Origin of the sequence: Photobacterium sp. CCB-ST2H9 (assembly GCF_023151555.2) — a bacterium.
GTDB lineage: Bacteria > Pseudomonadota > Gammaproteobacteria > Enterobacterales > Vibrionaceae > Photobacterium.
In genome coordinates, this window is the sequence record NZ_CP100426.1 from 105,559 (window position 1) to 119,881 (window position 14,323).

Genomic DNA, 14,323 nt, shown 5'->3' on the forward strand with positions numbered 1-14,323 from the left:
TGTCATTATGACAGTTGATCCAGTGAAAGTGAAAGTATAACTTGTTGTTTTTACTGGATTGTCTTGTTTTCTGGAGTGAATATAATGTCAGGTTATTGACCTATAATTCAGTGTGGCTATTGTGTTTAGACGAATCACTCTATTTCTGCTTATTGTATTTCTCTCTGCGTGTGGCGAAGAAAAAACCTATCCGGAATATCCGAAAGATCGCCAGCAGGGCATTATCAGTGGTGTGGTGTTTGATGCTGCGGTATCGAATGCCAAGGTGAGCGTCTATGAATTTAACAATGGCAAACTGGGCCGTTTATTAGCGGCCACGAATACCAATCCGGATGGTCGCTTTTCAATTGCTCTGACCTCCAGTTCAGCGCCTCTGTATATTGAAGCTGCAGGTGGCGGCTATTTAGATCCCCATTCAAAAAATGTGGTTGTTGTGAATGACCGGGGTCCGCTGAAATTTCGTGCGTATGTCAACTTTGTTGAAGGACAAAGCCGAAATGTCATGCTGACACCTTTAACGAACATTGCCGCAGGTCTGGCTGAATATAATATTCAGCGTTTAGGTCAGCAGACTGCAGCAGCAATTGATTCGGCAAACGCAGCGGTCAACAGCCAGTATGGATTTGATGTCTTTTCTGTGGAGCCTCTGGACATCTCGATGGGGAATTGGAGTGCGACGGCCACGCAAGGGCATCAGTATGGTGCTTTTTTGCTGGCTTACTCTTCTCTGGCTTATGAGATGCTGCAGAAATCGGGCGGCAGTGACAGTGAAAAGGTCATTTATACCTCCTTTAATCTGGCAGATTTACAGTATCGCGACATCAGAGCAACCGGTCAGTTGGATGGCTGGTCTTTAGATGAGATTTCTGCACTGCCGACGGCGCTGTCTTTCGGTCTGCAGCGACTGACCGTCGATTACTATACCAACACTTTGGCACAGCACTTACTCCGTGTTGTGAACAATACGGACCTGAACGTCTCGGGTACCCCTTCCAGTGATTACAGCCTGCTGGTCAACCGCCTGAACAATGCTTCGGGTGGTATTTATGCGCCGCGTGCGCCTGTCTCTATTGATGATGATGCACCGGAAGTGGCTCGCTTTGGCAATGAAGTGCTGTCCGGCGCTGGTCTGGTTTCTGTGAAGGTGACTGATTTCATCGGGATTGAGTATGCAGAAGTCTTCTTACAGACCAAAACGGCAGAAAACGGCTGGGGAGAGCCTGAGAATTGTAAGACGGGTGTGTCTGCATTGTGCAGTGTGGAATCGGAAGCGATCGAGAGCGGTGTGCGTGAAACGCTGGTAGTGATAAAAGTCAACACGCGGGAAATCGATAAATTGTCGGCGGAACCGGTTGAAGCCCGTCTGGTCCTGAAAGTGGCGGATGTTCTGGGAAATGCCAATGACGCACAGTACGTGCCATTCAAATGGGACAATATTGCTCCGGTGATTCATGTAACTTCTCCGGCGACGTTTAACCCGGTCAACAAGGCATTCTATACCCTGACCGGAACCATCAAAGATGCAGGTTCAGTGATTTCAAGCGCGACGATCGCTGTGAATGCCGGTGCGCCGGAAGTGTTGAACTGCACGATGCAAAAAGATCCGGACACTCAGGAAGATGTTTGTGCATTTACGCAAAACTTCGACCGGGGGTTGTTCATTGGCGGACAGACCACTTTCTTCCTCACCGCAACGGATGGGAATGGGAATAAAAGTCAGGAACAGCACCTGATTTTGTCGGATACGACAGCACCCACGCAAAGCGTCGCGTTTCCTGAAGTCGCAATGAAGTTCTTCGACGCAGATACCGGCGAGTATCAGGACAACCTGACGCAAGAATATTTCCAGGATCTGTACGGAAAACAGTACCTGAACCTGAATTATGCATATGCCCAGCAAGGGCTGAAAGGTGTCCATCCGGAAGTCGATTTTGCAGACTTTACGACGCTGGTCCTGGATCAGAATCAGATTCCCTATCTGACGCTGAGTGTTTCTGACGCAACAGGCAACTCAGAAGTGACCAGTTCTTCGGCTGAAGAACTGAATGTCATCGTGACTTATGAAGCCGGTAAGATTGGCGAGTCGGCGAAAATCACCCGAACGGTGAAAAGCAGCCTGAACCAGATTCCGCATGAAGTTTACCCGGCACCAGACGCTGACGGGCGTATCAGTGAAGCTCACTATTTTATTCCGTTCGTCAAAGAAATTTTTGGGGCAGATTTTGCCCGGGTTGATGAAGGCTATGCGCAAACCATCACCATTGTTACAGAAGACGGGTCTGGCAATACCTCAGTCCCTTATAAATTCCAGTTTAAATCAACCTTCAATCTGCCTACGATCAAGGTGACGTCACCGTATATTAACGCAAATGCGGTCGTCGAACGTTTAAATGGTTCCGGTCAGTGGGCGTCCGTTGCGTCGTGCACCATGCTGGCTGAACCCGCGAAATCAGGCGGCGGTACACTGAAAGATACGGCCAGTTGCCAGATGCACTCACAGTTTTCAGGTGAAATTCACCGGGTCACGGTGACAGGCAAAGCTGATTTCTACAAATGGAACAAGAAGTCGTTGACTCAATTGGATCTGACAGTTGATCATGGTTTGCGCAGTTATGGCATTGTTGGCGGCGAGTCTGGTGACCGTGAATTTATCGTCACGGAGCTGTCGGTCTTCCAGTCCGGATTCTTTGATTACCTGTTTGATAAATCAAATAAAACACAAGGGACTGCTCAGGGTATTCTCTCTGATGTGAATGCTATGTTTGGTGAGCAGACCAGTCAGTTCTTTGGCTTCAACCCAACGACTACCTATTACGCGAATAATGATGAGTTGCTGACGATTCCAAACCCGCCGTCCAATAAATATCTGTACCGTTTCCTGCTGGAAGCCATGGGTGATATTGCCAACGCGAGTGCGGTTCAGAACAGCACGGATCTGGCAAAACTGTATTACACCGATATCGTCGGAGACGGGAAACCGGATGGGAAGAATGCTGCCGGTCAGCAGCTGTATTTTGCCAATGACCCATTGGGCGAAAATTATTACCGCGAGAAACTGGGCGAGCATTTCTACGACTTTGTGAAAACAAACTTTACCGGCAAAGTCGATGATAAAGTGGCGATGTACTATGCCAACCGCTTCGCGAAAGCAGACCCGACGCTGCAAAGCCAGAAGGTCTTTAACTCGCCTGTGGAAGCGGTCGATCAGGAACCACCAGCGGTCAGTCTGGATCCGCTGGCCAGTAATGCCATTCAGTTATTCAATAAGTGGTATGTGAGTGGGGATCTGAGCGCGATTGTGAATGTGACCGATCCTTCCGGCCTGGATAAAAGTGCACAACCCACCAAGCTGGAATTGTTTTGGGGGTTGGACACGGAGACGAATGCGACCACGCCAACCGGGATCACGGTCAATAAAATTGATAACGACGCTTACACAGAGAAGCATCAGTTTGGTTTAGACACGGCCAACGATTATCCGGGCATTGCCCGTTTGGATCTGTTGCTGAGTGCGACTGACCGTGAAGGCAACAGCCATGGCTATAATGGCCAGGCGAAAAAAGCGACTATCTTTATCATCGATAACGATCCGCCGAAATATACCTTCATTCCGCCGTTTAAAGCCGACAATCTGCCGGACAACACCTATATCAACACCAACTTTAAACAAACCCTGAAGTTTGAGGTGGATGAAAGAGTGGGTGAGGATCCGGCCAAGCGTCGTTTCATTTTCCGTAACGGGACGAAAGAGCGTGTGGTGACGCAGGAAGAATCAAAATCTGAGAGTAACACCGTCACCATGTACCTGTGTCTGGATACGCAGTGTGCCGATGATCTGGAAATTCCGAAGCCGGTACATCTGGATGCCGGTTCGTGGACGCTGATCACCGAAGGTGCGGATAAACTGGGCAATTTCATTCCTGCCACCGATCCGAATGTCGGACGTTTCCGGGTGAATGTCGATTATCAGGCACCGGAAGTGCTGGATTCTGATATGGAACTGCTGGGCGGTAACAGCGAGTGGTCGCCACTCGCAGTGCTGAATAATGGTATCGGTAATGTCAGTGCATTGGGGGATATTGAACTCAAACTGCATACCGGTGCGGGACTGATTGATCTGGCGCCTTGTGGCACGGATTGCTCAACGGTGCCGGCCTATTTGCTGGGTGAGAAAGCCAACACCAAAATGCAGCTGGTCGCAAAAAATCTCGAGCATGGTAAAACCTACACGCTGTATATCACAGCGAGAGATACTGCTTACCCGCCGAATCAGGGTGAGGGCACTTTTGCATTCAAGATTGACAAAATGGGGCCAGCGATCGCGACGCCTACGTTGAAAGACGGTACAGCACCTGAGTTGTCCGGCAATATCATGGGCACGAATTTCATCGCCAATATTGCCAGCATTACCGATGATTCCAGTGTGGAAAATATCAGCTTCTGGCAAGAACTGAGCGCCAGTGACGTCAAACTGGTGGAGCCGTTCAAGCCGGAAGGGCTGACCAATATCAATATTGATCTGCAAAAGGCGAATACGTCGCTGATCAATATCAGCGAAGGTCATCAGATCAAAGTCTTTGTTAAAGCAACGGATAAATATGGCTTCGAGAGCCGCTCAAATGCGGTCTCCACCTACTTCGATAATGAAGGTCCGGCAATCACACTGAACAATTTTGATGAAGTGAATGATTATGTTGAGCCAGGCTATGTGTTCGGTATTTCCGTTCAGGACGAGGGCACAGATCCAATCAAACCGGGTTCAGTCGTTTATTGGACTTACACCGGAACAACGCCACCGCCGGGCGTGGCTGGCACGCAGCCAACCAATCCAAATGAGATTGAAACCAATATGCAGCAGGATTTCACCCTGAAAATCAATGCTGAAGATATTCGTGGCAATCTGCAGGATAAAACAACCTTTGCCATTCAGGTCGATACCACACCGCCTGATGCTTCGCTGACCGCGCGCTATCAGAGCGATAATAAAGAAATTTCTCCGGCGCAGACCATTACTGAAGCCGGGACGATTGATCTGTACCTGGATGCGATCGATCCGGAAAGTGGCATTGATAAAGTGGAAGCAACACTGTTTCGCGTGGGGACTGAACAGGGCGAAACCATTGTCTTCAGTCCGGTTGCAGGCAACGAAACACAGCGTAAAGCCAGTCTGAATACCCAGATTGCCAACGATGGTAAATATAATCTGGTGGTGGATGTGTACAACAAAACGAAGGTGAACAAAGGCAGACCACGTCAGAAAAGAACCGTAGTACGACCACTGACCGTTCAGCGTGAAGGTTACAGCCTGACCGTTCTGAAACCAGCGAACTTCGGTACGTCTACGTTTGGTCAGAGCCTGAAAGCTGAATTTGGCATTCAGAATGCAGAAGGTGCAGTCCTGAATAAACTGGAATGCTGGCTGCGTGAAAATTACACCAGCGACAAAGCTCCGGAGAACGATACATCGGGTTACTACAAGGTATACACCAATACCGCTACGCCAGTGTGTCAGTTCGACAACATTGATCGCAATATGGCGAATAATCCGGTATTGATTACGCTCACCACAGCGAGTAATAACGCCAAAGTTGATCAAATCTTCTCGTTCAATATGGTGGATATTGATGCGCCAGTGATCGCGAATAAAGACAACTTTATGCTGAAGAAAGAAGCTGTGGATACGGTTGATGGTGTGAAAATGCTTTCTTTGAGTATTACGGTCACTGATACCTTATCTGGTATGGATGACACCGCATCTGTGAAGCTTTTGAAAGGCTTGAAAGAGTACGAGCCGACGGCTATTCAGCGCAGTAACGGCAATAAGACGATTACATACACATTTACTGGCAAATATAATGATTTAGTCCGTGGTGGTGATATTGAACATTTTGTGAAAATCAATGGCCTGAAAGATATAGCAGGGAATGCAGTTCTGGATGTGGATTCAACCATTAAATTGTATGTACCAGATACAATGCCAACAGTCGTGATCACGGATATGAAAAACGATGATTATATTAACTCTAAAACATTGATATTCAGCTTGAAAATAGGTTTAGGGCCTGAGGCTGGACTCGGCAATGTCGTAGTTGAATTAGGCGGAACTAACACGGGTAATACTAAAACTGACTTCAATACTGAGCCAGGTAATTTTGGCAGCAATGTAAATGAATGTGTTGATGATCCTAGTTATCGATGCACTACTTTTACGGGACAACTTCCAGCAGATTATGTAGCGACTGATGTACCAGTCTTGGTAACGGTGAGTGACTCTTGGGAAAATCTAGCTGTGGCTAAGCTGTCACTAGGCATCGATCAGGCTCCTCCAGTCATTGAAGATGCATATAGTATTGGCTCTGATAGCAATGGTAATGTGTTAATGAGATTCGATGTTTCCGACGAAGCAAGTGGCCTCAGTCAGGTGAAATATGCAATAAAAGGACTTGGTGATACTATCGTTGTAGATAAATACTCTGGAGATGACACTATTGAGCAACTGACATTTGACCCTGCACTGCTGGGTAATAATGACAGTTTCCGAGTTACTCTCACTGCATACGATAAAGTGGGTCAGAAGGCATTAAAAGATTTCACCGTCAATATTATCAAGCCGCAAGCAACTCTGGAGTTGCTGGGTATTCAGAAGAAAGGCTCGAATATCGTCCTGTCTAGTAACACGCAGACGTTCAATATTAGTACTGTTACGGATCCGAATTCTCGTGCAAAAGTGAAAGGGTATGTGGTGACACTGGATCCACAGGCTGCGGGTCTGAGTCCGATTACCCTGACCGGTGATTTCAAAGGTCTGACAACTGCAACTAATATTGCGACGCTGGCAGAGAGTATGCAGGGGCCATATCACTTGAAACTGACGATTCTGGATAATCTGGGCCGTTCACTGCCGAGCTATACCCTGAAAGGGGAAAGTACGCCAGTGACCATGTCACCACTGATTATTGATATGGCGAGTCCAATCATTCTTGATGTGCAGACTGAACAGCTACCTGTACAGCCTGGTGCGGATGGTAAATATACTTTCCGTTTATCCGCCAAGATTCAGGACGCAAACCTGAACAGCACCATGGTTGTTGCGACATTGGATGATGGCACAAATCCGTCTGATTACACCAAGCCGGCAGAAGTGAGTGGCGTTTATACCTTCGACTTTAAAGCGGCCGTGGGCACTCATAACTTGATGATTAAAGCCACTGACTATGCTGGAAATGAAGTCAGTAATCCGGTCTCTAATGTTGTTGTTGAGCCGTGGAGTGTGCCTGTTGTTAACAATATGTATGTTGAAAACACTGTTGTCGGAGGGAATCAAACAGTTGAGGTGACGATGGAATTCTCAGAGCCCGTGACGGATATTACTGTTGATGATTTTGAGGCAATTGCTGATCTAGGAAGTGAGCATGGCTATTTCAAAAATGTAAGCAGTGGTAGAAATAATATGACTTGGTATGTCGAATATGTGACACCAAGCGGAGAAGATACCAATGTCACCATCTATTTAAAGAATGGAAGCTATGTTGCTGAAGATGATGGAATGCCAGGTAAATTAAAGAACACTAATCTCAATGTGATTGCTTCCCCGTTGATGAAATCAATTGTATTAAGTAAGAATTCAATGAAAGTGGGTGAGACAATTCAAGGTACAGTAACTTTTAATCGTCCAATTAAAAGTTGGGAAACATATATAGAAAATGGTGGAAGAGCATCGAGTGTTGACTGGATTAATAATAATACGACTTTATTATTCTCATATTATGCTAAATCTACCGGGAGTCATAAAATTGGAATTGCGGCAGGTCTTGATGATGAGTATGGAAATTTAACTAAAGAAGCAACAGCGATAGTGAATGTAACTAATTAATTTATTTATTTCTTATGAGGAATCACCGCCATCCGGCGGTGATTTTTTATCTCCCCCCCACCAACAGCACCCGAATCTCCCTTCACTTAACCCGTAAACTCACTGGATATTTTTTCGCCGCTCCCGTGCCTCATCAGCGATCTTCAGCCAATGAAAACAAAAGATGCGTCTTGGTGTATTGAGTTCGTGGGACTATAAGTATATACGCCGTTACTCATATGGGTTTGACATATTCGAAGAGATGAAAAATGAATCAAAAAACGCTGCTTGCTTCACTCATCATTGCATTCTCTGGTCATGCATATGTGGATAATCATTATTATGAAGCGCCGATTGCATCCGGAGAATTGAGTACTGCGTCAGGATCATCGACCGTTGCATCCGGGAAAGGTAGTACGGCCTGGGGAATATTTGCCAAAGCGACCGGTGACTATTCGACAGCCTGAGGTTTTGAAGCGGCTGGTTTAAACAGAAGAAGCGCTATTGCGTCCGGCAATGGTTCAACCGCCTGGGGATTTGCTCAAGCTTCCGGAACCTTTGCCACAGCCTGAGGGTTTGGTGCACAGGCGAAAGGGGATCATGCAACTGCTTGGGGTAATGGTCATGCAAAAGAGAAGCTCTCTACGGCTTGAGGGAGATGGCGCGCATGCCATCTGAATCAACTCAACGGCAATAGGTACTAATATGGTCGTCACCGGAGAGAGCTCGGTCGGTATCAGTGTGGGTGATCCTGCTCGCGACCATGATATTCATAGAGAAGAAGTGGCGGAGAATAATACCTTTGCTGTTGTGGGGGCAAAATGAAGCTATGCAATGGTGCCGTTGTATTTCCGGATAGATGTATTGATAATGTACAAGAAATGATACTCGCTAATGAATATGCCGGTGAATACAACCGAAAATTGATCAGTCAGCAGGCGGAGGAAATTAAACTCTTAAAAGCTCAGCTCTAGACCCTGACGCAACAAGTCCATGCCCTGAAATAAAAAACAGCCGTCTTTGGTTTTGATGTGCAAAGACGGATAAGCGTAGGGTGAGTGTCGAGTTCTGAAGCGCTGCGAGTCACTTCACCCTTCCTCAAGAAATGTATGCGCTCATGTGCTTATTTTTTTCTGGCGTTCTATACCTATAGAGAAATCCACAAACAACGTCAGGTGACTTATGAATCAGCCCGTTTCGAATATTAATCAATTAAAACCGAAACATGGATATGTCATTAACCCGCCGTCTCGCGGTGCTTATGCGGTTGAGCAAGGCTGGTGGAATTTAGGGGAGTGGCATGTTGTTGAACTGGAAGGCGGTAAAAACTTTCCTGCGCAAGAAGGTGGTGCCGCATTTTATGAATCGACCGACGTCAATAGCTTTCAGCCTCCGGTTGATGGTCTGATTTTGAGTGGTGGTCATGAAGATGTTCGCCAGAAACTGAACTATACAGATCAGCAATTGATCGCTGAAGGCAAAACGCCCTGGCCGCGCTTGACGGTTCCGGCTTCGAAAGTGATTGATATTGAGTGGCGTTATACCATGGCGCATAAAACCCGTGGCTATGTTGCTTTTATTACCAGAGACGGCTGGGATTCAGATCAGGTGATTACCCGCAACCAACTGGAGTCAAAGCCATTTTTTGAAGATATCTACCCTGAAGCACCTTATTGGGAGCATGATTTACCTGCGAAAATTCATCATCAACTGGTGTTACCTGATCATAAACAAGGTCACCATGTGGTGGTTCTGCTTTGGCTGGTTGCTGATACAGGCAATGCCTTTTACCAGACATTTGACTTTGATTTTGGCTGAGTCTGGAACCAGCTAAAGTCAACTATATTCAGGATGGTTTTATCCTGAAAAATCGAGGAGATGAATGTTCATCTCCTTTTTTTGTCAGTCTGGTATGACGCAGAATCCCGGACTCTGCGTGACCACTCCCTTTCGGGAGCAGACTAAGGCATGATTTCATACTTTTTAATCTTATGGCTCAGAGTGCTGAGCGGCACCGCCAGAGATTCTGCAGCTTTACGGGTTTGCCAGTTGAAGCGTTCCAGCGTTTTCATGATCACCGTGCGCTCATACTGAGTGACGGAATCTTTCAGGGAAGCCATATCCACTTCAGGAAGCGTACTGTCGAACACACTGTCATCCGGGATGTCTGCCTGAACGTCCGGAATAAAAGTGTCACCTTCACCGAGCTCAATGGCATCGACGGTTTCGAAATCAGATAACAGCACAGCCCGTTCAATGATATTTCTCAGTTCACGGACATTGCCCGGGAAAGGATAATCCATCAGGCTCTGTCGGGCCTTTTTGCTGATGACTGGTTCGCTGTCCAGTCCCAGTTTCTGGCTGGTGAGAGTAATAAAGTGTTCAGCCAGCGGCAGAATGTCAGCCGGACGCTCCCGCAGTGGTGGCAGAGTGATCGGAAAAACATTCAGACGATAAAACAGGTCAGCGCGGAACTCGTTCTTCTGAATTTTCTCCTTCAGATTACAGTGAGTTGCTGCCACAACACGCACATCGATGCTGCGTTCTTCACTGCTGCCGATAGGGCGAATTTTACGCTCCTGCAATACACGCAACAGTTTTGCCTGCAATAACAATGGCATATCACCAATTTCATCCAGAAACAGCGTGCCGCCGTCGGCAGCTTCAAACAGACCTTTTTTGTCTTTATCAGCGCCAGTGAATGCTCCTTTTTTGTGACCGAAGAGTTCTGATTCCAGCAGCTGTTCCGGGATTGCCGCGCAGTTCTGCGCGATAAAAGGCTTCCCGGCCCGGTCTGAATTTTCGTGGATATAGCGGGCAATCACTTCTTTCCCCGCACCGGTTTCACCCCGCAGCAGGACATCAACCGGCAGGGCCAGAATACGCTGTAAACGTTCAAGCACCTGACGCATGGGATCGCTTTCGGCAATCGGACCATTGTAGTCGGCTTTCTTCCGGGCTTTCAGCTGCTTGTTTTCACGGTTCAGGGCTGCATTGTCTGCTTCCAGACTCCGCAGACTGGTGTGATAAGTATCCAGCAGCATCGCCTGACGAATACTGGTGCCGGCGAGTTTGGTAAAGACAGACAACGACTGTTCATCTTCAATCAGACACAAATCGAACAGTACCAGCAGACCGACCGTCAGATTCTGGTGATCTTTCAGTGGCCAGGCCAGGAGATTGGCGCTGTGCAAATCCATTGCTGTTTCGTTCTGATAGATCGCATCGCAATTGTAGCCGGAGTAGGCATACAGATCGTTGATCAGAACAATTTCGCCTGTGGTGATGGCATAGCCAAACGGATCATTTTCTTTCAGCAGATCCAGCTGCAACGGTACCCAGGGGTGTTCCTGCAGTGGCTGTTCGTGCTTGTGCACGCTGAGGGGAACCAGTGCCTGTCCGGTCTGGTCCAGCACGTACATGATGCCGTGCCGGGCCTGTGTCAGCTGACGCGCCGCTGCCAGGATGGCGTCCATGGTGGACGCCAGCTGGGTACGATCGGCCAGAGTCTGACTGATGGCCAGTAACAGGTTACTGAGTTCTCCAGAATTAACTGAAGGCATACTCGATCATTCCTTGTTCATCGACGGAAATCGTCAGTGTGGTATGGGTGCTTTCCTCACCCTGATGCGACAGCAGCTCGGTCGACAGCTGAGGCAGTAACTGGCGGTTAATGACCGCATCAATGTTACGGGCACCCGTTTCGCTCAGGCGGCAGTGGCCCAGTACGAAATCGACCAGATCCTGTTCAAAGGCCAGTGTGAGATCATGGTGTGTTTTCAGGCGCTCGCCCAGTTTGCCCAGTTTATGCTTGATGATGTCGGTCATCGCGTCATCAGCCAGTGGCAGATAAGGGATCACATTCATTCGGGCCAGCAGAGCTGGTTTGAAGTAGCGGTTCAGTGTCGGACGAATCGCTTCACCAATTTGCGACGCCGTGATGTCGTCACTCTGCTGAGACAGCGCTTCAATCTCCTGTGTTGCCAGGTTACTGGTCATCAGGATCAGGGTGTTCTTGAAGTCAATCGCACGGCCTTCACCGTCGTTCAGCACCCCTTTGTCAAAGACCTGATAGAACAGGTTCATGACTTCAGGATCGGCTTTTTCGACTTCGTCGAGCAGGACAACGGAGTAAGGTCGCTGGCGAACGGCTTCCGTCAGCATGCCACCTTCACCATAACCGACATAGCCCGGAGGTGAGCCGATCAGCCGGGAAACGGTATGTTTCTCCTGGAATTCCGACATATTGATGGTGGTCATAAAGCGCTCACCACCGAATAACTGATCGGCAACCACGCGTGCGGTTTCGGTTTTACCCACACCACTCGGGCCGACCAGCAGGAATACACCCATCGGTGCATCCGGGTTCATCAAGCTGGCTTTCGCTGCACGAATCCCTTCACTCAGGGAATCAATGGCGAAAGGCTGCCCTTTGATGGCGCCAGACAGAGAATCGCTCAGATTCAGCACAGAAGCGGATTCATCTTTCAGCACTTTCCCGACCGGGACGCCTGTCCAGTCTGCGATGACCTGACTGATTTCAGCCGGACCAACTTCAAAGTGAACCAGTGCTTCATCACCGCGGCATTCGTCGAGTGCCCGCTGACAGCGTAGAATGGCTTCGCGGATCGACGCTTCGTCCATGTCCACGGTTTCCTCTGCGGCTTCGGTTGCTTCAGAATCAGCGTCAGCCTCTGCTTCACCGGTCGCGATATGTAGCTTTTCGCGCAGACTGATCATTTCATCAATCAGCGCTTTTTCTTCTGCCCATTGTGCGGTCAGTTCGGCCAGTTCTTCTGTCAGTTCGACAATCTGGCTTTCGATGTGCGGGATCAGCGTGGCATTTTTCTTATCACCGGTTTGCTGAATTTCGTCACGTTTCAGACCGTCCAGCTCACGTTGCAGTGAGGCAATCTGTTGTTGCAGACTTTCAACCGGGGCCGGCGTTGAGCGCAGGCTGATGTTTACACGGGCACAGGCCGTATCCAGAACATCAATTGCTTTATCCGGGAGCTGACGACCTGAAATATATCGGGAAGACATTTCTGCCGCACAGGCAATTGCATCATCACGGACATAAATATTGTGCGCTTTTTCGTAAGCCGGACGCAGACCACGGATGATCAGTGCGGCTTCTTTCGGAGAGGGCTCATCCAGTTTGACCAGCTGGAAACGGCGGGCCAGAGCCGGGTCTTTCTCGAAATACTTCTTGTATTCCGACCAGGTCGTGGCAGCAATAGTTTTCACTTCGCCGCGGGCTAGTGCTGGTTTGAGCAGGTTGGCTGCGTCACTGCCGCCAGCCTGGTTTCCGCCGCCAACCAGTGTGTGTGCTTCATCAATAAACAGAATGATTGGCGTGGGTGAGTTCTTCACTTCTTCCAGCACACCGTTCAGGCGTTTTTCAAATTCACCTTTCACGCTGGCGCCAGCCTGCAGTAAGCCCATATCCAGGCCAAACAGCTCTACGCCTTTCAGAATATCCGGCACATCGCCTTCAACAATCTTCAGGGCCAGGCCTTCAACCACGGCAGTTTTACCAACGCCGGGCTCACCAACGGCAATCGGATTGTTTTTACGGCGACGGGCCAGAATATCAATGATCTGGCGGATCTCGCGGTCACGGCAGAACACAGGGTCAATTTTGCCTTCGCGTGCTTTACCTGTGAAATCAATGGTGAACTTGCTCAGTGCCGAACCTTCCTGACGCGGCTCACTGCTTTCTGTGCTGGCAACCTGAGCCTCAATCGACTCCGCGGTAAACTGGTTGAAGTTGCGTTTCAGGGTTTCACTGTTAATCGGTTCGAACAGTTCCTGAATGTCATGTTGGCCGTAGCGGACCGGGTTTTTCACCAGTGTCAGCAGCAGAGCGCCGGTACGGATTTGCTGATGGCCCAGATCAATGGAAGACATCAGCCAGGTTTCCTGCAGCCATTCAATCAGCAGGGCAGAAAACACCGGTTTGCCGCCTGCGGCTTTTGCACTGCGCTGTAAAGAAGCATTCAGTGACTGGCGAATTAAATTTTCAGAGCAGTCAAAACTCGCCAGAATACAATCAAAGTCACTGTTCGGGCGTTCAAGCAGGCTCAATAAATAATGTTCAATCGATACTTCTGTTGAACGTTCAGACACAGCAAGTGCGGCTGCATCTTCCAGAGCAACTTTTGCAATGGGATGCAGACGCTGAATCAGAGAAGCTAAATTTACGTTAATCATAGGTCCATCAAATTCGAGTCGTGGAAAGCCTTGATTATAATCAGATTCAAAAATTGCTGACGGCGGAGACAAGGGCTCTAAGTGGCTGTATTAGTGACTATTTCATGGCTGAATGACATTCCGCATAGGGACATTCCAATCAGGCGTTTCGAAGTGAGCTTTCTTGTAGGAGAAATGAAAGTTTGTCCTGTGAAATTCACGGATATTCAAAAGTGTGGCAGGGGTTTCAGAATTTACTAAATAAGCGTGTTCTGTCGG

Annotated in this window: 5 protein-coding genes; 3 read left to right on the top strand and 2 right to left on the bottom strand. The window is 48.4% G+C overall.

Annotated elements, in window-relative coordinates; genetic code table 11:
- Positions 1 to 121: 121 nt before the first annotated feature.
- The 3 genes from L4174_RS17040 (at position 122) to L4174_RS17050 (ending at position 9,670) form a co-directional block, all read left to right on the top strand.
- Positions 122 to 7,873 carry a hypothetical protein gene (locus tag L4174_RS17040; protein ID WP_248142717.1) on the top strand — a complete coding sequence of 2,584 codons (7,752 nt, stop codon included), beginning with the start codon at positions 122 to 124 and terminating at the stop codon, positions 7,871 to 7,873.
- Between the two features lie 248 nt (positions 7,874 to 8,121).
- On the top strand, positions 8,122 to 8,319 hold the full coding sequence (locus L4174_RS17045; RefSeq protein ID WP_248142716.1) for a hypothetical protein: 198 nt from the start codon (positions 8,122 to 8,124) through the stop codon (positions 8,317 to 8,319).
- 715 nt (positions 8,320 to 9,034) lie between these two features.
- Entirely contained in the window at positions 9,035 to 9,670 is a 636-nt protein-coding gene (locus L4174_RS17050; RefSeq protein ID WP_248142715.1) for a lytic polysaccharide monooxygenase auxiliary activity family 9 protein, read from the top strand.
- A gap of 143 nt (positions 9,671 to 9,813) precedes the next feature.
- Here L4174_RS17050 and L4174_RS17055 read toward each other — a convergent pair whose 3' ends face one another.
- The gene (locus tag L4174_RS17055; protein ID WP_248142714.1) at positions 9,814 to 11,415 is read right to left on the bottom strand and encodes a sigma 54-interacting transcriptional regulator; all 1,602 of its coding nucleotides are present in this window, start codon (positions 11,413 to 11,415) and stop codon (positions 9,814 to 9,816) included.
- Positions 11,402 to 14,065, bottom strand: coding sequence for a type VI secretion system ATPase TssH (tssH, locus tag L4174_RS17060; RefSeq protein ID WP_248142713.1), 2,664 nt, complete (start codon positions 14,063 to 14,065; stop codon positions 11,402 to 11,404). The genes L4174_RS17055 and tssH overlap by 14 nt, the downstream gene beginning before the upstream one ends.
- Positions 14,066 to 14,323 lie beyond the last annotated feature (258 nt).

Excerpts from the sequence above, each read along its gene's own strand:
- L4174_RS17055 (WP_248142714.1), bottom strand. The coding sequence starts at position 11,415 with ATGCCTTCAGTTAATTCTGGAGAACTCAGTAACCTGTTACTGGCCATC.
- tssH (WP_248142713.1), bottom strand. The coding sequence starts at position 14,065 with ATGATTAACGTAAATTTAGCTTCTCTGATTCAGCGTCTGCATCCCATT.
- L4174_RS17050 (WP_248142715.1), top strand. The coding sequence starts at position 9,035 with ATGAATCAGCCCGTTTCGAATATTAATCAATTAAAACCGAAACATGGA.
- L4174_RS17045 (WP_248142716.1), top strand. The coding sequence starts at position 8,122 with ATGAATCAAAAAACGCTGCTTGCTTCACTCATCATTGCATTCTCTGGT.